The organism is Pseudarthrobacter sp. PvP004 (assembly GCF_017876035.1).
Lineage (GTDB): Bacteria > Actinomycetota > Actinomycetes > Actinomycetales > Micrococcaceae > Arthrobacter > Arthrobacter aurescens_A.
This window is the reverse complement of sequence record NZ_JAGINL010000001.1, coordinates 1,763,167-1,785,573: the sequence shown is the minus strand read 5'-3', so window position 1 is coordinate 1,785,573 and position 22,407 is coordinate 1,763,167. Positions and strand designations below refer to the sequence as shown.

19 protein-coding genes are annotated in these 22,407 nt (G+C 60.1%); 15 read left to right on the top strand and 4 right to left on the bottom strand.

The window, feature by feature from the left end; all coding sequences use genetic code 11:
- Positions 1-10: 10 nt before the first annotated feature.
- From J3A64_RS08105 to J3A64_RS08090, 4 genes are all read right to left on the bottom strand, one after another.
- Positions 11-727, bottom strand: coding sequence for a YoaK family protein (locus J3A64_RS08105; RefSeq protein WP_307807176.1), 717 nt, complete (start codon positions 725-727; stop codon positions 11-13).
- 145 nt (positions 728-872) lie between these two features.
- The gene (locus J3A64_RS08100; protein WP_210064017.1) at positions 873-1,598 is read right to left on the bottom strand and encodes a GntR family transcriptional regulator; all 726 of its coding nucleotides are present in this window, start codon (positions 1,596-1,598) and stop codon (positions 873-875) included.
- A gap of 103 nt (positions 1,599-1,701) precedes the next feature.
- A complete protein-coding gene (locus J3A64_RS08095; protein WP_286176230.1) occupies positions 1,702-3,516 on the bottom strand; it encodes a gamma-glutamyltransferase family protein in 1,815 nt (604 codons plus the stop codon).
- 47 nt (positions 3,517-3,563) lie between these two features.
- On the bottom strand, positions 3,564-4,088 hold the full coding sequence (locus tag J3A64_RS08090) for an Lrp/AsnC family transcriptional regulator (protein WP_210064016.1): 525 nt from the start codon (positions 4,086-4,088) through the stop codon (positions 3,564-3,566).
- A gap of 148 nt (positions 4,089-4,236) precedes the next feature.
- On the opposite strand from J3A64_RS08090, the gene J3A64_RS08085 reads away from it, so the two are divergent.
- The 15 genes from J3A64_RS08085 to pntB all read left to right on the top strand — a co-directional run bounded on the left by J3A64_RS08085 (position 4,237) and on the right by pntB (position 21,319).
- A complete protein-coding gene (locus tag J3A64_RS08085) occupies positions 4,237-5,328 on the top strand; it encodes a Glu/Leu/Phe/Val dehydrogenase (RefSeq protein WP_210064015.1) in 1,092 nt (363 codons plus the stop codon).
- On the top strand, positions 5,325-6,407 hold the full coding sequence (locus J3A64_RS08080) for a thiamine pyrophosphate-dependent enzyme (protein ID WP_210064014.1): 1,083 nt from the start codon (positions 5,325-5,327) through the stop codon (positions 6,405-6,407). The genes J3A64_RS08085 and J3A64_RS08080 overlap by 4 nt, the downstream gene beginning before the upstream one ends.
- Positions 6,404-7,390, top strand: coding sequence for an alpha-ketoacid dehydrogenase subunit beta (locus J3A64_RS08075; RefSeq protein WP_286176229.1), 987 nt, complete (start codon positions 6,404-6,406; stop codon positions 7,388-7,390). Before J3A64_RS08080 ends, J3A64_RS08075 begins: the two co-directional genes overlap by 4 nt.
- Positions 7,391-7,403: 13 nt before the next feature.
- On the top strand, positions 7,404-8,711 hold the full coding sequence (locus tag J3A64_RS08070) for a dihydrolipoamide acetyltransferase family protein (protein ID WP_210064013.1): 1,308 nt from the start codon (positions 7,404-7,406) through the stop codon (positions 8,709-8,711).
- 43 nt (positions 8,712-8,754) lie between these two features.
- Entirely contained in the window at positions 8,755-8,994 is a 240-nt protein-coding gene (locus J3A64_RS08065; RefSeq protein ID WP_159734508.1) for a hypothetical protein, read from the top strand.
- A 43-nt stretch (positions 8,995-9,037) separates the two neighbouring features.
- Positions 9,038-10,252, top strand: coding sequence for an acyl-CoA dehydrogenase family protein (locus J3A64_RS08060; protein WP_210064012.1), 1,215 nt, complete (start codon positions 9,038-9,040; stop codon positions 10,250-10,252).
- 46 nt (positions 10,253-10,298) lie between these two features.
- Entirely contained in the window at positions 10,299-11,054 is a 756-nt protein-coding gene (locus J3A64_RS08055; protein WP_210064011.1) for an SDR family NAD(P)-dependent oxidoreductase, read from the top strand.
- 47 nt (positions 11,055-11,101) lie between these two features.
- Positions 11,102-12,322 carry an acetyl-CoA C-acetyltransferase gene (locus J3A64_RS08050; RefSeq protein ID WP_210064010.1) on the top strand — a complete coding sequence of 407 codons (1,221 nt, stop codon included), beginning with the start codon at positions 11,102-11,104 and terminating at the stop codon, positions 12,320-12,322.
- A gap of 79 nt (positions 12,323-12,401) precedes the next feature.
- On the top strand, positions 12,402-13,922 hold the full coding sequence (locus J3A64_RS08045) for an MmgE/PrpD family protein (protein WP_210064009.1): 1,521 nt from the start codon (positions 12,402-12,404) through the stop codon (positions 13,920-13,922).
- The gene (gene prpB, locus J3A64_RS08040) at positions 13,923-14,849 is read left to right on the top strand and encodes a methylisocitrate lyase (RefSeq protein WP_210064008.1); all 927 of its coding nucleotides are present in this window, start codon (positions 13,923-13,925) and stop codon (positions 14,847-14,849) included.
- Positions 14,846-16,024 carry a bifunctional 2-methylcitrate synthase/citrate synthase gene (locus J3A64_RS08035; protein ID WP_286176226.1) on the top strand — a complete coding sequence of 393 codons (1,179 nt, stop codon included), beginning with the start codon at positions 14,846-14,848 and terminating at the stop codon, positions 16,022-16,024. Before prpB ends, J3A64_RS08035 begins: the two co-directional genes overlap by 4 nt.
- A 43-nt stretch (positions 16,025-16,067) precedes the next feature.
- Entirely contained in the window at positions 16,068-16,841 is a 774-nt protein-coding gene (locus J3A64_RS08030) for an enoyl-CoA hydratase (RefSeq protein WP_210064007.1), read from the top strand.
- Between the two features lie 236 nt (positions 16,842-17,077).
- Positions 17,078-18,190, top strand: coding sequence for a branched-chain amino acid aminotransferase (locus tag J3A64_RS08025; RefSeq protein WP_210064006.1), 1,113 nt, complete (start codon positions 17,078-17,080; stop codon positions 18,188-18,190).
- A gap of 103 nt (positions 18,191-18,293) precedes the next feature.
- Positions 18,294-19,850 (top strand): Re/Si-specific NAD(P)(+) transhydrogenase subunit alpha, encoded by a 1,557-nt coding sequence (locus tag J3A64_RS08020; RefSeq protein ID WP_210064005.1) that lies wholly within the window; start codon positions 18,294-18,296, stop codon positions 19,848-19,850.
- Positions 19,847-21,319 carry a Re/Si-specific NAD(P)(+) transhydrogenase subunit beta gene (gene pntB, locus J3A64_RS08015; protein ID WP_286176225.1) on the top strand — a complete coding sequence of 491 codons (1,473 nt, stop codon included), beginning with the start codon at positions 19,847-19,849 and terminating at the stop codon, positions 21,317-21,319. Before J3A64_RS08020 ends, pntB begins: the two co-directional genes overlap by 4 nt.
- Positions 21,320-22,407: the final 1,088 nt, after the last annotated feature.

Genomic DNA, 22,407 nt, shown 5'->3' with positions numbered 1-22,407 from the left:
CGCGGTGCAACTAAACTGCGGCGACCTGAGTTTCCGACTCGGGCACCGGCGTCTGCCGCCCCAAAAGATGGCCAACCACGGCTGCGACGAGGGTGATTGCTGCTGAAAGGGCGATGCCAAGGGCCAGGTGAACTGTTAACAGAACCGCGCCGACCGTTGCGCCGGCGCTGATGAGCAAAACAGCCAGTAGGCGCCGTGGCCACGGCTGGGAGATGCGGGCCGCCAACCACGAATCCGCAGAGAGTCCGGTAATGGTCGAGGTAACGACCACCGTAGTGACATCTTTGACGCCCAGGTGTCGGGCGGCGGCGGCTTGGGCACCCATTGTCGTTGCTATAACGGCGGCGACAATGATTTCACTCAATTCCGGGGCTCCGGCGGACTCGAGGCCCAGATACACAGCCAGTGCGGCCAGGGCCAGGCCTACGCCCAGCAGGATCCCGGTGGTGACGGCGGTCCATGCTGCTTTCAGCCCTCGAAGTGCGCGCCCGGCTATTGCTGCGCCGGCCATAAACCCCACAAGCGCAACGGCAGGGCCAACAATCGGTAGTCCATCCGCGCCGGCCAGAGCCATACCAAGGATGACCACATTCCCTGTCATGTTGCCGGTGAACACCTTGTCGAGGCCAAGGTATCCCACGGCGTCGGCCACGCCGGTGGAGAACGTCAAACCCAGCATCAGCCAAAGGTGAATCGTCGCTACCTTGGGGCGATTTCTGGCTTTCACAGTGCCGCCCCACTCAAGTCAGTGAGCCGGCGGAGGGGGTGAGTCATGGCAAAGGAGCTATCAATTGGATATGTCATAAGCTGATGATATCCAAAGTACAAAGAATTGGATCCAAAATGACTCAAAGTTATGACCGCAGTAACTGTCAGCCTTGTTGCGTTTGTGATCCCACGTGAATTTCGACAAGTTCCCGTGCTCGGGCGCTGTGCTCAATGGTCAGTTTGCGCGCAAATTCGGAGTCCCGTTCTTCGATTGCGTCCGCGATGCGCAGGTGCTCTTCTGCATTGTCGCTGAGCAATCGAGGGTCCCCTCCGAGCGCTGACCATGTCAGGTTTCTCGGCATCCGATGATGCAGGGCGTTGATGCTCAAGCTGAGCTGCCTGTTGCCGGAAGCTTGGATAACGGTGCCGTGGAAGAGCTCATTGGCTTTGTACCAAAGTTCCTTGGCCTTCTCGTTGGATCCCTTGCGCGCTTCTTCGGCGGCCGCTTCAAACCATTGCCCTGCCTGATGGAGCTTGTCCATTTCGGCCTGAGTGCAGCCGCGTGCCGCGCGGAATGCCGCATGGCCTTCAAGTACGCCACGAACCTCAAAGGCTTCTGCAATATCGCGCATGGAGGGCATCTTCACGCGGGCGCCACGGTTTGCGACAATCTCGACGACGCCGAGTGCCTGGAGTCGGTGGAGCGCTTCGCGTATTGGCATCCGGCTGACCCCGAATTCTTCGGCCAATCTTTCCTGCCGAATCCACGACCCGACGCCGAACTCGCCGTCGCTAATTCGCTCCTGAAGTGCGTTGACCAGAAAGTCGACGGTGCGTGCCCGCCCTTCGGTTGGTTGAAGGCGGGTATCACTGTCAGTGGGGTCAGTCATTGGGTCCTCCAAGATCGATGCTAACGCATTTCAGTCAATTGGATCCTATCTGAATGAACTACCTGTAGGGATGTAGTAACTGAAGCAGTGCAGAGAACGAAGGTCATCTACCGGCGGCGTAGCCCTGATTGCCTCGTGGGTTTGCGGCCGCACTGACTTGACCGGTCTCGGGATCCCTGAGGACCGTCGATAGGCGCCCCAGGGACCAGCCGTCGACCATGGTCACGTCGTGGCCCCTTTCCCTTAACTCGGCCAGGACCTCAGGTTGAAGACGATCCTCGGCAATGACACCCAGTGCGTTCCACGTTCGTGGCCAGAACGAACTGGCCAGGGCGCTGGTGTGGAAGGTTGGTGCGTCTATCGCTTCCTGGGGCGTATACCCACCTACAAGCGTCCTGAGCAGATAGAGCAACTGCCACTGATCCTGTTGATCACCGCCCGGCGATCCCAGGGAAGCGACCACACGGCCATCTCGCATCAGCAGCGTGGGGCTTAGTGTCGTTCGGGGCCTGGCCCCCGGGCGGAGTGCCGAAGGCGAGGATTCGTCCAGCCACGTCATCTGCAGTCGAGTCCCGAGGGCGAAGCCCAACTCGGGGATCGCGGGGGAGGACTGTAACCAGCCGCCCGATGGCGTCGCGCTGACCATGTTTCCGTATCTGTCGACGACGTCCAGATGGCAAGTATCTCCCCGGGTTTCGCCCGTTATCCGGACGGTGGGTTCGCCGGCGCCCAGCGCGGATGTCGAATCAAGGGCATTAATAAGCGGGGGCCTGTGGGCAGGGATTCCGGGCAAAGCTCCCGGCCGGAAGTCCTTTGACGCATAGTCCGAAATGAGCTGAGCCCGGTCCCTGCCGTATGAGTCGGAGTACAAGGCTGTTAGATCCGCCGGCTCCGCACGCGAGTCCCCATAGAAGGAATCCCGGTCAGCCATGGCGAGCTTCAATGCTTCGATGATGGTGTGGGCGCCGAGGGCTGTTGACGGATCCAAATGTTCAACGTCAAAATTCTTAAGGATAGCCAGACACTGCAAAAGTACCGGTCCCTGCGACCAGAAACCCGCTTTGAGAACAGTCGTCCCACGGAAGTCCATGGATACCGGTTCTTCGATGCAGACGCTGAAGTCAGAGAAGTCACTGAGGCCGATAACTCCCGCGTGATCTGTTCCGGACGAGTGCCTATGGGGCCTGCGTGCGAAAGTGGTAAGGGCTTGGGCGACAAAACCTTCCTTCCACTCCTTGAGGGATTCACGGATCCTGCCCTGGCGCGTATTAGCCGCGTTACCGGCTTCAATCAATCGTTTAAGGACATTGGCGTAGGCTACGTTTTTGACGTTGTCCCCCGCTGCGGGAAGTTTCTGGTCCGGGATCCAAAGCGACGCGGAAGTAGGCCAGTGTTGCTCAAAATGCACTGCCATGGTGCCGATCACTGCCGCCGCTTGATGACCTATAGGGTGACCATTCTCTGCGTAGTGGATGGCGTACTCGAGCACTTCTGCCAATTCCCACGTTCCGTGGTCGGCCAGCAATGTCATCCAGGCTTCAACGGCCGCCGGGACAGCTGCCGCAAGCGCGCCGGCACCAGGCACTGAATCGAGACCCTCCGCGGCAAAGTGCTGAATAGTGGCTCTCGCCGGGGCTGGTCCCTGACCCATCAGGACGCGCGGATCCCGGCCCTTGGGTGCGTAGAGCGCCACCATGTCACCAGCGGGCCCGTTGAGGTGGGGTTCAACGACGTGCAGCACGAAGCCAGCCGCTACGGCTGCGTCGAACGCGTTGCCCCCGCGTTCCAAAACAGACTGGGCACTCGCCGTAGCCAACCAATGGGTGGAGGCGCTCATGCCGAACGAGCCCCGAAGAGTGGGCCGGGTAGGCGTCGCAGCCGCCGTCGTGTATTTCGTTGCAAAACCTGTGTGCGTCATGAGCCTAGTGTATTCAATTTTTCCAGTTTTGGATCCAATTATTGAGCCTAGTTCTCGTCGACTTCCGGGCTGGCGGGAAGGGGAGTGGATCGGCCCCATCCTAAGTCCTTAGTGAGATGGTCCAGGAGTGGTTGAACCCGATAGGGCAGCGGGGTGGAGACCGTAAGCGTTGTGTTGGTGTGCCGAACGCCGGGAATGTCCACCATTCTGGCTGCAGCGGACTGAACTCCCTGCAGGGTGGTGGAGGCAACCCGGACCATGAGGTCTTCGCGTCCTGCCTGCGTAGTGACTTCAAGAACCTCCGGGATCCTGCTGAGGGCATCGACCACCTTTGCGAGCTGGCGCTGGTCCAATTCCAAGCCAATGAAGGCCTGGACGGGGACGCCCGCTGCCTCCAGGTTCATCACGGGGGCGAATCCCTTGAGTATCCCTGCGCCTTCCAGCCGTTGAAGTCTTCCCAAGACCGTATTCCGTGAAATTCCCAGTTGCGCTGCCAGTTCCGCCACTCCCACCCTGGCCTTACTGTGCAGCCGCTTGAGGAGTTCAGCGTCGAGCTTGTCAATGGTGATCATTTTGTTCAGCTGCCTCTTCGAGCGCATCGCACTAAGTGAGCGATTCGTTTAGTTGCTAAAGAATGTGTTGACCATATCACCATGCTTACCTCACGATTGTGGAACAGATCCATATTGGATCCAATTATCCGGCATCAGGAGGCACCACGTGTGTGCGGCGTTATTGATCAACCCCGACATGGGCAGGGACGGTACCTTCGACGTCGACGTTGATCAGACCAGCGGTCACGAACTAGTACGGATCATTCGTGACAGAGATACGGGACTGAGGGCGATCGTGGCGATCCATGACTCTTCCCTCGGCCCGGCACTGGGGGGAACACGCTTCTTTCCCTACAGGGATGAAAAGGAAGCCCTCACAGATGTCCTGCGGTTGTCCGAGGGAATGACGCTCAAGGCAGCCGCTGCTGGACTTCCGCTTGGCGGTGGCAAAGCGGTAATCATCGGGGACCCTCGGGCCCGAAAGTCTCGGGAGCTGCTTGAAGCGTACGGCAGGTTCGTGGACACGTTTGAAGGCGGATACATCACTGCAGGGGACGTGGGGACGACGGCGTCCGACATGGACATCATTGGTTCCCAAACCCGTTGGGTGGTAGGGCGCAACACGGGAGGATCCGGAGACAGCGGGTTTTCTACGGCCTTGGGTGTGTACTCGGCCATGCAAGCCGGCGCGGTCCACCTTTGGGGCAGTGCGGGGCTTTCGGGCCGCAGCGTCGGTGTAGAAGGTGCGGGAAAAGTTGGGGGCCAGCTTGTCCGTCTGCTCGTGGACGCAGGTGCGAAAGTGGTCCTTGCCGATCGTGACCCCGAGGCAGTGGAGCGCACCGTCCAAGCTAATCCCGGGATAGCCACAGCGTCTGCAGTACTGGATCAGGAAGTCGACGTCTACGCTCCTTGTGCTTTGGGAGCCACCCTAAACGAAAAGACAATCCCCTCCCTGAGGGCGCGATTGGTTTGTGGTGCTGCCAATAATCAATTACTGACTGCGGAGGGTGAAAGGCAACTCCACTCACAGGGCACCCTCTGGATACCCGATTACGTTGCCAACGCCGGTGGCTTGATTCAGGTCTCATCCGAGGTCTGCGATCCAGGCGCAGAAGAAGTAAGTACCCGAATTGCAATGATCGGCGCCGCCGTCACCGAGATGCTCAGCACAGCACGGGATGGTTCGAAATCCCCGGCAATGGCAGCTCGGGAAATTGTGCAGCGCCGTCTTGCCGATGCAACAGGAGGCCGCGCATGACTGCCGAACCAATCCAGCTACTAAGCCAGGATGGAACCCTTTTATCACACCCTGATTTGTCTCTTGATCAGGACACCGTAGATGGCGCTGCCCTCTTGCGAGACATGATCATGACCCGCAGGGTCGACACCGAGGCAATCGCGCTGCAACGCCAGGGAGAACTTGGACTGTGGCCATCCCTGCTGGGTCAGGAAGCAGCACAAGTAGGAGCCGCTGCCTCACTGGCGGAAAGGGATGTAGTTTTTCCTACCTACCGAGAACACGGTGTGGCGTGGTGCCGTGGGGTGGATCCGGTAAACCTCTTGGGACTCTTTCGAGGCACAACCCTTGGTGGCTGGGATCCCACAGAGAACAACTTCAACCTCTACACGCTGGTCATTGGCGCCCAAACCCTTCATGCAGTGGGATATGCGATGGCCATAGTGCGCGACGGTGACGTCGGGACGGGCAATCCTGAACGTGACCGTGCGGTCCTGGTGTTCCTTGGTGATGGGGCCTTGAGCGAAGGAGAAACCAACGAGGCGTTCATCTGGGCTGCGGCCCAGAATCTTCCCGTTGTCTTCTTCTGTCAAAACAATCAATGGGCGATCTCGGCTCCCTATTCTGTCCAAAGCCGGGTTTCCGTCGCACAGCGAGCCCAAGGGTTCGGTTTTCCCGGCATAAGAGTCGACGGCAACGACGTCCTTGCATGCCTGGCGGCAACCGGCGATGCAATGGCATCGGCCAGAGCGGGGAATGGCCCAACGCTCATCGAAGCATTCACGTACCGGCGCAATCCGCACACAACCTCGGACGATGACGGACGCTACCGCTCAGGCGCAGAAAACGACGTATGGGCATCACTGGACCCAATCGAACGCCTCAGCAACTACCTGACAGCAGCTGGACTTATCGATCAATCGTTTTTGGATCGGATCGCCCAGGAAGAACAGGAATTGGCCGAAAGGCTCAGGGCCGGCTGCCGCTCCGCCAAGGACCCTGCCCCCGATCTGCCCTTTAGAACTACGTACACCGACATCACAGCAGAACTTGAACGCCAAATGAATGACCATAAGGCGTTTGTGGAGGCAGCAGAATGAGCAAGCAGCTGAGCACAATGCCGATCGCGCACGCCTTGAACGCCGGGTTGCGGGAGGCCATGGAAGAGAATGACAAAGTCATGCTGATCGGAGAAGACATCGGCCAATTGGGCGGAGTTTTCAGAGTCACCGACGGGCTCCAAAAGAGCTTCGGCGATCTAAGGGTCGTGGATTCTCCACTGGGTGAAGCAGGGATTATCGGAAGTGCCATAGGTCTCGCAATGGCAGGCTATCGACCGGTCTGCGAGATCCAGTTTGACGGTTTTGTGTTTCCTGCAATGAACCAGATCATTACTCAGCTCGCAAAGTACAGGCACCGATCAGAGGGCAGAGTGAGTCTGCCTGTCGTAATCCGTATACCGGTCGGAGGAGGTATCGGCGCGATCGAGCACCACTCCGAGTCTCCGGAAGCCTATTTTGCCCATACTGCAGGCCTGAAGGTGGTCAGCCCGTCGTCGCCGCAGGAGGCATACGACATGATCCGTTTGGCAGTGCGCAGCCAGGACCCTGTGGTGTTCCTCGAACCCAAACGTTCCTACTGGCTCAAAGGCGAGGTAGACCCAGCCCGGGCGCCTCAGCCTTTGGAGAAGGCAACTGTCGTCCGACCCGGCAATGACTTGACTCTTGTAACCTACGGGGCCCTGGTTCCCGTGGCCCAAAAAGTCGCCGACGTATGCGCCGAAGAAGGCCGCAGCGTTGAGGTTGTTGATCTCCGATCGCTGTCCCCGATTGATGATGCCACGATCATCGAGTCAGTAGAACGCACCGGTCGTCTGGTCGTCGCCCACGAGGCTTCCCGCACGGCAGGATTGGGCGCGGAGATCGCCGCCCGAGTCCAAGATGCAGCCTTCCACTCTTTGGAGGCTCCAATCATCAGGGTAACCGGTTACGACACGCCGTACCCACCGAGCCGGCTTGAAGAAGACTGGCTGCCCGGGTTCGACCGCATTCTCGACGCCGTTGACCAGAGCTTCAACTACTAACGGAACCGGAACCATGACTATCAAAGAATTTGCCCTTCCGGATGTGGGTGAGGGCCTCACAGAAGCAGAAATCGTAAAATGGTTGGTCAAGAGCGGAGACCATGTCACGGTCAACCAAGCCATTGTGGAGATTGAAACCGCAAAATCGCTGGTGGAACTACCGTGTCCCTTCGCAGGAGAAGTCCGCGAACTGCTGGCCGAACAGGGCGAAACAGTTGATGTGGGACGCGCGATCATCAGCATAACGACCTCGTTGACCGAAAACTCCAGCACAAACCAGCCATCCACGGATGCGAAGGATTCCGTGGCCGATGATCGGAACCCGAAGCTGTTGGTGGGTTATGGGGCCCGGGAAACCGTGGCCAAACGACGGCGGTCGCGCATAACGGGACCAGATAAGCAATTTCGTCACGCTCCCGCAGTATCGGTGAGCCGGCCCAAAGCAAGCCCGCCGGTGAGGAAGCTGGCGAAAGACCTGGGATTGGACCTTCACACTATCGAACCAACAGGTAACGATGGAATAAGGACCCGCGAAGATGTGCTGAGGGCGGCACACTCAGTCAGTACATCCAACACTCCTGCAGTTCAGCCGGCCTCTGCAGGAACCGTTACCCCCGGCGACATCCGAATTCCCATTAAGGGCGTTCGTAAACACACTGCCGCAGCGATGGTCCAGTCAGCATTCACGGCACCGCATGTCACAGAATTCGTCGCCGTCGATATCACACGCACTTTGGAACTGAAGGCCGAAATCAGTCGCCGCAGAGAATTCTCAGGAATCAAGCTCACGCCTCTGACCTTCGTAGCGCGTGCCTTCCTGAAGGCACTTCAAAGAACGCCGGAAGCAAATGCCAGCTGGGACGAGAGAGCTCAGGAGATCGTGCAATTCGCGCAGATCAACCTAGGCATCGCGGCAGCCACACCCCGCGGTCTCATGGTTCCCAACGTCAAAGGCGCCCAGCAGATGGGCCTCCTCGAACTAGCGGGAGCGATTGGAGACTTGGCAGCTACGGCCCGTGCGGGCAAAACAGAACCGCAGGCTATGTCCCAAGGCACCGTGACCATCACTAACATCGGCGTGTTCGGCATCGATTCCGGAACCCCCATACTCAACCCCGGGGAAGCTGCGATCCTGGCGGTCGGAACTGTCCGTCGGACTCCCTGGGTTGTGGAGGACGAACGCGGGGAAAGGATCGAACCAAGGTCCATCCTTCAACTGGCTCTCTCTTTCGACCATCGCATCATAGACGGGCAGCAAGGCTCTCAGCTGCTGGCTGACACCGCTGCTCTGCTCCGCGAACCAGGGCTCGCATTTCTATAGAGCTCGCCCGCAGCCAACCTGAGAGACATGAGACAGGCCGGACATGGAGACGAACCAAGCCTTCCTGGTCACTGACTGGACCATCCTCATCGGAGCCATGGTTCATGTTTGGCAGGACCGACGCATTCTTCGTATGGGTGTCGTTGAGACAGTTTCGACAGACGGCCGCGTCATATGGCTCGAGCAGGGGCATGGCTTCGGCCGGCAAGTGGTGGACAAGGGGTCGGGATTCCAGATCCTCATATCCGAACAACAACTCAGATCCATCGGCAAGCTCCAGTAGTACAAATCCACCATTAGCTGACCCTGATAAGAAAAGAGGAAAAATGCCAGTGCTCAAAGAGGCAGTACCGACGGTATGCACAGCCACTGCCCAGCATAAGGACCTACCGCCATACCCTGAAGCCGACCTTCTGTTCCTCTCCGACCTCCTCACCGCAGAGGAATACGCCAGGCTCCAGAGCGTACGGGACTTCTTTCAGCGCGAGGTACGGACCATAGCTGTTGACTATTGGAACAGAGCCGAATTCCCCTTCGAACTCCTTCCCCGTCTTGCCGAACAGCAACTGACCTGCCTGAACAGCCAAGGACATTTGCTAGCGGGCCTGATTCAGATGGAATTCGCCCGTGCTGATACCTCCATCTCCACCTTCTTCGGGGTGCATGACGAGCTCTTCACCGCCGCCATCAGGGAACTCGGGTCTGAGGACCATCGCCGAAGAATTCTTCCCGAGCTGCTGTCGCTCAAAAAAATTGGAGCATTCGCCCTCACAGAGCCGCTGCACGGATCCGACATCTCACGGGAAATGCAGACGACGGCGACCCAAGACGGCGGCGAATGGATCTTGAACGGCCATAAGCGGTGGATTGGAAACGCCACTTTCGCTGATTACGTTTTAGTGTGGGCCCGTGACACCGCAGACGGGCAAATCAAGGGCTTTATCGTAGAAAAGGGCACCCAAGGCTTCCATACACAGGCAATCACCAACAAGACCGCCGTTCGGATAATCCAAAACGCCGACATCACTTTGGATAACGTTCGAATTCCCTTCACCAACTGGCTGCCCGGAACAAACACTTTCCGTGACGCCAATTCCCTTCTCCTGCACTCCCGGGTCTGGGTCAGCTGGCAGGCGGTGGGACAGCAGCTTGCAGCATTCGACGTTGCCCGGTCCTATGCCTTGCAGAGGAAACAGTTCGGCAAACCCATCGCGTCATTCCAACTCATTCAGGAACAGTTGGCCAGAATGGCCGGAAACGCCACCATGTCGCTCTCTCTCATGATCCAGCTTGCCCGGCTCGAGGAATCGGGGAGGCTCACCATGGACCACGCGGCACTGGCTAAGGCGAGTTGTACAGGTCTGATGCGCAGCACCGTTGCACTTGGCAGGTCCATCGTTGGCGGAAACGGAATCAGTACCGACTTTGAGATGGCGAAAATCTTTGCGGACGCCGAGGCCATCTATTCGTACGAGGGAAGCTACGAAATCAACGCCCTCTTGGTCGGCCGGGCGGTAACCGGGATCTCTGCATTCGGCTGATGCCCCCGCGACCTACTTCAGCACACCCCAACGGAGGAGCACCTCAATGGAAATCAACAACACAGCAGCAATCGTTACCGGTGGCGCTTCTGGGCTGGGCGCGGCAACCGCTCGTGCACTGGCCCTGAATGGCTGCTCGGTATTCGCCGTGGATCTGGAGGAATCAATTCAGAACGCTGAGCCCGTGAGCGGCGTGGAGTACCTCGCCGCCGATGTCACCGACCCAGGACAGGTCCGTACTGCCATCGAGAAGGCATCAGCTGGACTCCCACTCCGAACCGTTGTTAACTGTGCCGGGATCCTGCCAACAATGCGAATTCTCGGCAGGAGAGGAGTCCATGACTCCGCGCTCTTCATGAAAGTTGTCCAAATCAACCTGGTCGGTTCATTCAACGTTCTGTCGGCCGCAGCTGAAGCAATCTCGAAGACCGCCGCCGATGAGCACGGACAGCGCGGTGTCATCATCAACACTGCCTCGATCGCGGCGTTTGAAGGGCAAATAGGCCAATCCGCCTATGCCGCATCAAAGGCCGGAATCGTGGGCCTGACGTTGCCTGCTGCGCGGGACCTGGCTCCGTTCGGCATACGAGTGAACACCATTGCACCGGGCATTGTTGAAACCCCCATGATGGCGTCCGTGAGTGAAGAGGTGCGCAACGGCCTCGCCGCAGACGTCACATTCCCTAAACGGTTGGCCCGCCCCGAGGAATTTGCGCAGCTCGCCCTTTCGATCATTGAGCACGACTACCTCAATGGGGAAACCATCCGCATGGACGGCGCCCTGCGGATGGCATGTCGGTAAGCGACAACTCCATCCCGGAAGCCCACGACTTATCCCGAAGGACACACATGAACAAGCAATCGCCAGCAAAACACATCCCGCCACGACCGGACGACGTGGTGATCGTAGGGGGAGCCAGAACCCCACACGGCAAGCTAAACGGCCAACTGGCCAGCCTGACAGCCGTCGATCTCGGCGCGGCTGCCGTAAGCGGGGCACTCGAAAAGGCAGGAATCGATCCCTCTTTGGTCGACGCAGTCGTGATAGGGCAAGTAGTCCAAGCCGGCTCAGGTCAAAACCCCGCCCGCCAGACATCGCTCAAAGCCGGCATCCCGCCCGAAGCGCCCGCAACGACCGTGAACAAAGTATGCCTTTCGGGTCTTACCGCCGTTATTGACGCCGCCCGCCTTATCCGTGCCGGAGACGCCCAAGTGGTTGTGGCCGGGGGACAGGAGTCCATGACCAGGAGTCCGCACCTGCTGCCGGGGGCACGCCAGGGTTGGCTCTACGGCCAGGGGATCATGGAAGATTCGCTCGTTCGGGATGGGCTCAGTGACGCCCAGGAGGCCGTCTCCATGGGGATTCTGACGGAGCGCGGAAACGAAGTTCTCGGTATTGAACGGCTCGAGCAGGACGAAGTTGCAGCAGCGTCACACCGGCGAGCCGCGCAAGCTGCCCAGGAAGGGATTTTCAACGACGAGATCGTTCCCATCACCGTCAGGCTAAAAAGGGAAGAGCCTCGAGTCCTCAAACATGACGAGCAGGTGCGCCCCGCCACAGGCGTGGACACCTTGGCCAAACTCCCTCCAGCTTTCGACGCAAATGGGAGCATAACAGCGGGCAATGCTTCCCCACTCACCGACGGTGCTGCAGCCGTTGTCCTCACCAGCCGGGCAAATGCGGAACGCCTCAACTGCCAGGTACTTGCAGTTGTGGGCGCTCCCGGCCAGGTGGCGGGTCCAGGCAACTCACTGCATTCGCAGCCAGCACATGCCATCTCATCCGCACTGGCCAAGTCGGAGTGGACAGTAGAGCAACTCGATTTCATCGAGATCAACGAAGCTTTCGCAGCTGTCGCTGTGCAGTCCCTCAAAGAACTGAACATTCCCTTGGACCGCTGCAACATACACGGCGGAGCCATCGCGCTGGGCCACCCAATCGGCGCGTCCGGAGCGCGGATTGCGCTGCACGCAGCAAACGAACTGTTCCGCCGCGGCACCGGAAGGGCAGCAGTGGCCCTTTGCGGCGGCGGCGGCCAAGGCGAAGCACTTTTACTCTACCGAAACTAGTCTTCCCGGCTCCGAGATATACCAAACGGACCATCCGAGCGCGCCGACGTTCCCGACTACCAAATTTCAGGATGAATCAATGACACCAACCTATAAAGTCCGCGTCTCTAAGTCTGAAGAGAACCTGCCCCGTGAGGAGCAGTTGGCGCACAAGATCGCCGTAGTCGCCGCGGACACCGTCGATGTATCCGCCGAGGTCACTGACATGGTGATTAACCGGATCATCGATAATGCTTCGGTGGCCATCGCCTCGTTGAACCGGGCACCGATCGTCGCGGCCCGCGCTCAGGCGTTGACCCATTCCCCGTCTGCCAATGGCAAGGGCGCCTCAGTGTTCGGCATCGAAGAGCAGGTCTCCCCGGAGTGGGCGGCGTGGGCCAACGGTGTGGCCGTCCGCGAACTCGATTACCACGACACGTTCCTGGCCGCGGACTACTCCCACCCGGGCGATAACATCCCGCCGATCCTGGCCGTCGCCCAGCACGTTGGCTCCAACGGTGCCGACCTGGTCCGTGCCATCGCCACCGGCTACGAGATCCAGGTGAACCTGGTTAAGGCCATCTGCCTGCACAAGCACAAGATCGACCATGTGGCCCATCTTGGCCCCTCCGCCGCCGCAGGCATCGGGACATTGTTGGGACTGGATGTTGAGACGATCTTCCAGTCCGTGGGCCAGGCCCTGCACACCACCACCGCCACCCGGCAGTCCCGCAAGGGCGAAATCTCCACCTGGAAGGCCCACGCTCCGGCGTTCGCGGGCAAGATGGCAGTCGAGGCCGTGGACCGCTCCATGCGCGGACAGACCTCCCCCGTGCCGATCTACGAAGGCGAAGACGGCGTCATCGCCTGGATGCTCGACGGCCCCGATGCCTCCTACGAGGTCCCCTTGCCGCTGCCCGGTGAAGCCAAGCGCGCCATCCTGGACACCTACACCAAGGAACACTCCGCCGAGTACCAGGCCCAGGCGTGGATCGACCTCGCCCGCAAGCTCCACAAGGAGCACCCGGAAACCGCCGATCCCGCCAACGTGGCCTCGGTGCTGATCAAGACCAGCCACCACACGCACTACGTGATCGGTTCCGGCGCGAACGATCCCCAGAAGTACTCCCCGACCGCGTCCCGCGAAACTCTGGACCACTCCATCCCGTACATCTTCACGGTCGCCCTCCAGGACGGTGCGTGGCACCATGTGGACTCCTACGCCCCGGAACGGGCTGCCCGTCCGGACACCGTGGAACTCTGGCACAAGGTCACCACCGTGGAAGACCCGGAATGGACCCGCCGGTACCACTCCCTGGACATTGCAGAGAAGGCCTTCGGCGGTTCCGTGGAGATCACCCTCAACGACGGCACCATCATTACGGACGAGATCGCCGTGGCCGACGCCCACCCCCTCGGCGCCCGGCCGTTCGCCCGCGAGCAATACGTCAACAAATTCCGCACCCTCGCTGCCGGACTCGTTGAGGAATCCGAAATCGAAAGGTTCCTCACCGCCGTCGCACGCGTCACCGAACTGGGCGAAGGCGAACTGGACCAGCTGAACATCACCGCCGCCCCCGGCGTGATCAACCTCGAAGCAGCTCCGAAGGGACTGTTCTAAATGCTGTACTCGAAAGTCACTCCCGAACAGAAGCGGGTGAAGCTGCGGGAATTGCTGGCCTCCGGGACTGTGCAGCAGTTCCCGGGCGCGTTCAACCCGCTCTCGGCACGGCTCATCGAGGAAAAAGGCTTCGCCGGGGTCTACATCTCCGGCGCAGTCCTGGCCAACGACCTCGGCCTGCCGGACATCGGCCTCACCACCCTCACCGAGGTAGCCACCCGGGCCGGACAGATCGCCCGCATGACGGACCTGCCCTCCCTGGTTGACGCGGACACCGGCTTCGGCGAACCCATGAACGTTGCCCGATCCATCCAGGAACTCGAGAATGCGGGCCTGGCCGGCTGCCACATCGAGGACCAGTTCAACCCGAAACGCTGCGGGCACCTGGACGGCAAGAACGTGGTTGACCTGGACACCGCCACCAAACGGATCCGCGCCGCAGCAGACGCCCGCCGGGACCCGAACTTCCTCATCATGGCCCGAACTGATATCCGCGCCGTCGAAGGAATCCAAGCCGCACAGGACCGCGCCAAAGCACTGGTGGACGCCGGCGCTGACGCGATCTTCCCCGAAGCCATGGCCACCCTGGACGAATTCCAGGCCATCCGAGACGCCGTGGACGTACCGATCCTGGCCAACATGACCGAATTCGGCAAAAGCGAGCTCTTCACCGTGGACCAACTCCAAGGAGTCGGCGTGAACATGGTCATCTACCCCGTCACCCTCCTCCGCATTGCCATGCGGGCGGCAGAAGGAACCCTGAACACCCTCAAGAGGCTGGGTACTCAAGAGGTACGCGTCGGCGAAATGCTCACGCGTGCGCGCCTCTACGAACTCGTCGACTACGAGGCATACAACCAATTCGATACCGGCATATTCAACTTTGAAGTGCCCTCGTTGTTCACAATGACAAAGGAGTCACGATGACCATTCAGCAGGAAGTAGTGCAAGCGCCCGAAGTTCGTAAAGGATTGGCCGGCGTCGTGGTGGACTACACCGCCGTCTCGAAGGTCAACCCGGACACCAACTCGCTGCTGTACCGCGGCTATCCGGTCCAGGAACTGGCCGCCAAATGCAGCTTCGAAGAAGTCGCGTACCTCCTGTGGAACGACGAACTGCCGGGACACGCAGAGCTGGCTGATTTTACTGCCCGGGAACGCGCCGGCCGCGCGTTGGACCCCGTGGTCAAACAGGTGATAGACGCCCTTCCCACCAGCGCCCACCCCATGGATGTGTGCCGAACAGCTGCCTCCGTGCTCGGCGCCCGACACGAGTTGGCCGAGGATTCCACCCCCGAGGCGAACATGAAGAAAGCAATCGACCTCTGGGCTGCCATGCCCGCCGTGGTTGCCTACGACCAACGCCGACGCCGCGGCCAGGAACCCGTGGAGCCCCGCGAAGACCTGGACTACTCGGCCAACTTCCTCTGGATGACGTTCGGCGAAGAACAGGTGCCCGAAGTGGTGGAGGCGTTCAACGTCTCGATGATCCTGTACGCAGAGCACTCCTTCAACGCTTCCACCTTCACCGCCCGCGTGGTCACCTCCGCACTCGCTGACCTGCACTCAGCGGTGACCGCTGCGATCGGCGCCCTCAAGGGTCCGCTGCACGGAGGAGCCAACGAAGCCGTGATGCACACCTTCGATGAAATCGGCATCCGCAGCGAAGAGTCCCTCGAGGAAGCCGCCACCCGTGCCCGGGCATGGATGGACGACGCCCTCGCACAGAAAAAGAAGGTAATGGGATTCGGACACCGCGTCTACAAGCACGGCGACTCCCGCGTGCCCACCATGAAAGCCGCCCTGGACAAGATGATCGCCCACTACGGACGCCCGGAACTTCTGGGACTGTACAACGGGCTCGAGCAGGCCATGGACGAGGCCAAGGCCATCAAACCCAACCTCGACTACCCCGCCGGCCCCACCTACCACCTCATGGGCTTCGACACCCAGACGTTCACCCCGCTGTTCGTCGCCAGCCGCATCACCGGCTGGACCGCCCACATCATGGAACAGGTGGCCTCCAACTCCCTGATCCGGCCGCTCAGCGAATACAACGGACCCGAAGAACGGCAAGTCGCTGTAGCGACTCCTGCGATCTGATGAGACCCCTCCGGAACGGCAACACTGAACAATGAGGACCGCAATGAACTACCAATCCATCAACGTGTCGCGCAATGACAGGGTCGGCATAATCACGTTGAACAGGCCCGAGGCGCTCAATGCCTTGAACTACGAACTCATGCAGGAAGTAGTTTCAGCGGCGACTGAAATGGATAGAGACGCCACAATAGGAGCCATCGTCCTCACCGGTTCAGAACGCGTCTTTGCCGCAGGGGCTGACATTAAAGAAATGTCGTCCAAATCGTACATGGACTTGTACTTTGAAGATTGGCTGCAGGACTGGGAAAGGCTCTCTGCTGTTCGCACGCCTGTCGTGGCTGCAGTCTCTGGCCATGCACTGGGCGGCGGCTGTGAACTGGCCATGGCCTGCGATTTTATACTTGCCTCCGACACTGCAACCTTCGGCCAGCCGGAAGTTAAGCTCGGCGTCATTCCCGGAATGGGCGGTTCTCAGCGACTGACACGGGCGGTCGGAAAAGCAAAGGCCATGGAAATGATTCTTACCGGCCGAACCATAGATGCTGTCGAAGCCGAACGAATAGGTCTTGTGGCCCGAATAGTTCCCGGAAACGGACTCATCGACGATGCTCTAAAAACGGCTGCGGCGATCGCCGGGATGCCAGCCCCAGCCGTGATGCTCGCTAAAGAAGCAGTAAATGCGGCCTTTCAGACAACCCTGGATAGCGGGATCCTGTTCGAACGCCGCATGTTCCATTCCATTTTTGCCACAGCTGACCAAAAGGAAGGCATGCTGGCATTCGTCGAGAAGCGCCCTGCGCGCTTCTTGCACCGATAAGTACTCGTCCGCACGAGCCTCTTGAATACCTCAACATAAGCGAATCCAAGCCAGCGGAACAGAATACCCATAATCTCCCGGCGCGGCAGATGACGTCGCAACGCAGAGCCCGAAATCCGGGTGCCGCGCCGGGACCCACTCCCCGGGGCGTCTTTGCCAGCTGCAGTTCAGCGGCGGGATCGCCTACCCGGGCTTCACTTGCGAAAACGCACAATATGCCTAGACAGGAAATCGGAATGACTCAGACTGCCCATGGCGTCGAATTCAGCCAGCAGCTTTCGGAAAACCCGAAGTCTGCTGGGGAGCGTGCAGCCGTCCTGGCGAACCCAGGCTTCGGCGACTACTTCACCGACCACACCGCTGTCGTCGACTACAAAGTCGACGCCGATGGAAATGGCGGTTGGCAGAATGCCCGGATCGAGCCTTACGGACCCATTTCTTTGGACCCCTCGGCAGCTGTCCTGCATTACGGCCAGGAAATCTTCGAAGGACTCAAGGCATACCGCCACGCTGACGGTTCTGTGTGGACCTTCCGGCCCGAAGCCAACGCGGCACGGCTGAACAAGTCGGCCCGCCGGCTCGCACTTCCGGAATTGCCCGAGGAGTACTTCCTTGGCGCTATCCGCGAACTCGTCCAGGCAGACAGGGAATGGGTTCCGTCCGGCGACGGTGAAGCCCTGTACCTGCGTCCGTTCATGATCGCCACCGAGGCGTTCCTGGGTGTCCGGGCTGCCCGTGAGGTGTCCTTCCGCGTTATCGCTTCCCCTGCCGGCAACTACTTCGGCGGCGAGCTCAAGCCCGTCTCGATCTGGATCTCCCGCGAATACGCACGCGCGGGCCGCGGCGGTACAGGTGCGGCCAAGTGCGGCGGCAACTATGCTGCCTCGCTGATCGCGCAGCAGGAAGCTGAATCGAACGGTTGCAAGCAGGTGCTTTTCCTGGACCACTTCAATGACGAAGCCGTGGAAGAACTCGGCGGCATGAACGTGTTCTTCGTCATGAAGGACGGCTCGCTGGTCACGCCCGCCCTCAGCGGCACCATCCTTGAGGGCGTTACCCGTATGTCCGTGATCCAGGTGGCCAAGGACATGGGCCGCGAAGTGACAGAGCGCAAGATCACCCTGGACGAGTGGCGTGACGGTGTTGCTTCCGGCGAGATCACCGAGGTCTTCGCTTGTGGCACTGCAGCCGTGATCACACCGATCGGTGTCCTCAAGGACGCCACGGAGTTCATCGGCGCCGACGACGCCAAGGCTGGCGAGACCACCATGGCCATCCGCGAGCAACTCCTGGGCATGCAGACCGGAACCGTCGAGGACCGTCACGGCTGGCTGACCCGCCTGGTCTAGCCTCCGGGCGAGGAGGTGGATCATATCCAACCCGACGTGACCACGACGCCCGTTCACGACTGTGACGTGCAGCCAGGAACTTACATATGAAAGAGAGCAAACGATGACACGCATAGGTATCGTGGCCGAGCTGGGCCAGGAGTCGAGGGTTGCGGCGACGCCTGTCACAGTGCGGCACTTGTTGGGGTTGGGCTTCGAGGTTGTGGTCGAGAAGGGTGCGGGGGAGCGTGCCTCGTTCCCTAATGAGTCCTATGCCGAGGCTGGGGCCCTGATTGTGGGTAGCGACGAGGCATGGAGCAGCGAAATAGTGCTGCGGGTTAATCCGCCCTCTGAAGAAGAGATAGGCCGTCTAGCCGATGGTGCCACCCTCATCGGAACGCTCAGCCCGGCGCTCCGACCCGAACTGGTGGAGGCATTGGCGTCGCGCCCTATCACGGCCTTGGCCCTGGATGCCGTGCCACGCATTTCACGCGCGCAGTCGATGGACGTCCTCAGTTCGATGGCGAATATAGCAGGGTACCGGGCCGTAATCGAAGCCGCCCACGAATTTGGCCGCTTCTTCACCGGGCAGGTCACCGCAGCGGGCAAAGTCCCGCCCGCGAAAGTCCTGGTTGCCGGCGCAGGCGTTGCCGGACTCGCGGCAATCGGTGCGGCCTCCAGTCTCGGCGCGATCGTACGCGCCACCGACCCCCGGCCTGAGGTGGCTGATCAGGTGAAGTCCATCGGCGGTACCTACATTAAGGTCGAGGTTGAGGAGGAGATGAACTCCTCAGACGGCTATGCCAAGGCAACGTCCGAAGCGTACAACGCCCGTGCTGCCCAGATATATACAGAACAGGCCGCGGACGTAGACATCATCATTACCACTGCTCTGATTCCCGGCAGGCCGGCACCAAGGCTGCTCACAGCCGGGGACGTGGCCGGGATGAAGCCCGGGAGCGTGATCGTGGACATGGCCGCTGGCCAGGGCGGAAACGTGGAAGGCTCAGTCGCGGGACAAAGGATCGTGACCGAAAACGGCGTCGTGATCCTGGGCTATACGGATCTTCCGGCGCGATTGCCGGCCCAAGCATCGCAGCTGTACGGCACAAACTTGCTGAACCTGCTTAAGCTTCTTACGAAAGACAAGGACGGGCACCTCAGCATCGATTTCGACGACGTCGTTCAACGATCGGTCACCGTGGTGAGGAGTGGGGAGAAGACCTGGCCCCCACCTCCCGTCCAGGTCTCGGCGGCGCCGGTTGTAAAGGCCGACACCGGGACAGCGGAAAACACTGCGGCGACAAAGACAGAAGGTCTGGGCACAGTTGGTAAGGCTGGGTTGTTCGCTGCGGGCATCGCAGCGCTTTTCTTGGTCAATGTCGTCGCGCCAGCGCCGTTGCCACAGCACTTCACGGTACTGATGCTCTCTGTCGTGGTCGGTTTCTACGTCATCGGTAAAGTCCATCACGCCCTGCACACCCCGCTGATGTCGGTGACGAACGCCATTTCCGGAATCATCGTCGTCGGCGCCCTGCTGCAGGTCACCTCCGAAAACTCCCTCATGCAGATCCTTTCCTCCGTTGCGGTGCTGCTCGCAAGCATCAACATTTTCGGTGGCTTCGCCGTTACTCGGCGGATGCTCGCAATGTTCTCCAGCGGACGAAAGACACGATCATGAACACCGCCACCGAAACAGCAGCAACACTTACCAGGAGCCTAACCGTGACTGACACCGTCTCCGGTCCGTTGACCGCGGAGTCCATCGCAGGGGCGGCTTACATTGTCGCGGCCCTGCTGTTCATCCTCAGCCTCGCCGGGCTGAGCAAACACGAGAAAGCCCGCTCCGGAGTGATCTACGGCATCACCGGCATGGTCATCGCCCTGGCCGGGACCATCTGGCTGACCCTCCAGGACGGGCGGGGCACGAGTCACGCCCTGACCGGTCTGGGCCTGCTCGTCGCCGCGGTCATCGTTGGCGGCGCCATCGGGCTCTGGCGTGCCCGCGTCGTCGAAATGACCGGCATGCCAGAACTCATCGCACTATTGCACAGCTTTGTGGGCCTCGCCGCGGTCCTTGTCGGCTGGAACGGACACCTCCAAGCCCCAGGCCTGTCCCCGGAACTGACGGCAATCCACCACGCCGAGGTGTTCATCGGCGTCTTCATCGGCGCGGTCACCTTCACGGGCTCCATCGTGGCGTTCCTGAAACTCTCCGCCAGGATGAAGTCCACGCCGCTGATGCTGCCGGGTAAGAACGCTATCAACCTCGGCGCCCTTGTAGCATTCATCGCCCTGACCGTCTGGTACGTCAAGGACTCCCAGCTCTGGCTCCTGATCGTGGTCACCCTCGTGGCCCTCGGGCTGGGCTGGCACTTGGTGGCCTCGATCGGCGGCGGCGACATGCCCGTCGTCGTGTCCATGCTCAACAGCTACTCCGGCTGGGCTGCCGCGGCCGCAGGCTTCCTGCTCAACAACGACCTTCTCATCATCACCGGTGCCCTGGTCGGCTCGTCGGGTGCGTACCTGTCGTACATCATGTGTAAGGCCATGAACCGGTCATTCATCTCCGTGATCGCCGGCGGGTTCGGCATCTCCGCACCCAGCTCAACCGACGCCGACTACGGAGAGCACCACGAAATCACCGCACAGGCAACCGCAGAGATGCTGACCAACGCGTCCAGCGTCATCATCACCCCCGGCTACGGCATGGCTGTGGCCCAAGCCCAATATCCCGTCGCCGAACTCGCCCACCACCTACGGGAACGCGGCGTGAACGTCAGGTTCGGCATCCACCCCGTCGCCGGGCGCCTGCCAGGTCACATGAACGTTCTCCTCGCCGAGGCGAAAGTGCCCTACGACATCGTCCTGGAAATGGACGAAATCAACGAAGATCTGAACGAGACGTCCGTGGTTCTCGTCATCGGAGCCAACGACACCGTAAACCCCGCCGCTGCAGAGGATCCCAGCAGCCCCATCGCCGGCATGCCAGTGCTGCGCGTCTGGGAGGCTGAAAATGTCGTGGTATTCAAACGGTCCATGGCAGCGGGTTACGCCGGAGTACAGAACCCGCTGTTCTTCAGAGACAACTCCCAAATGCTCTTCGGAGACGCCAAACAACGCGTGGAAGACATCCTTCGTGCCCTTTAGCCATTGCCGCATTTGAATGCCTGCATCCGCAAATATCATCCCTAATACAACGGTGGTGAAAGTGATCGAACTACAGAAATATGCGAACTGGGCCCACCTTCGGGGCTACTTCGTAGAAATCAGACGTCTGAATAATGTGGTGCGGTGTGGCTTCGTGGACGATGCGACAGCAGATTCCGAAATCATATGGGTAGCGGCTGATGCCAACAGTCCACGACAGATATTCGAAAAGTCGGAGGACTACGAGGTTTGGATAGGAACGGATGCTTCAAGCCATGTCAGCTCGGCGTTCCCGCTGCGAAGTACAGAAAAGTGAGTAAAGCCAGTTGAAGAAGCGCGTCCTTCGCCGAGCCCTAACAGGTGAACATTGTCCTGCGTCCGGATGGTGGTCCCCGGACGACAGTATGAGCCCTGCGCTGTTTCTGAGCGAGGGCACGTTGATGCCAACGTCAAACGATGAACCCGCTATTTGGCGGCTGGTTTCTGTCCCGCGAACAGCAAAGGCCAGGTGGTTAGACGTATCCGCCGAACCGATACGACCCGTCGGCAGGACCAACGACGCATAGATTCGTCTCCTCTGACGTGCAGGTTCGTTCGAAGCACCAGAGGTGTCCAGAACGATCACATGAGGTTCTAGTTCGACCAGTTCGAGTGCGGTGTTCTTTTAGTCTCCAGACTCGTGGCGGACTAAAGGCGAGAGCAGGAGCGCTTAGCGGCGCGAAGCATCGGCATAAGGCCGAGCTCCGCTGGGCTCCCTCGAGGAAATCGGGCTATGTCTGCTGAACAGGTGGTTGGCTGATGTGGGACGGCCGGCTCTCGATGTGGCCTGAGGTTGGCTGATTATTGTCATGTGTTTCCGGGACCGGCATCCATGAAGGATATGAAAGGAGGCGAACCGGATGACTGTATTTGATGCTTCGTTGCTGGCCAGGACCGTGGTGCTTTGGCTCGAACTTTCATGCCCAGGTCCATCGGCCGGGATGGTCGCAACACGGCAGAAAAGAAGTGTGGACAATGTCCACACTTTCCGCGCCGGACTGGCCCGTACAGCCGCCGGATTGGCCCGGATTCCGTATGTTTCCGCCACT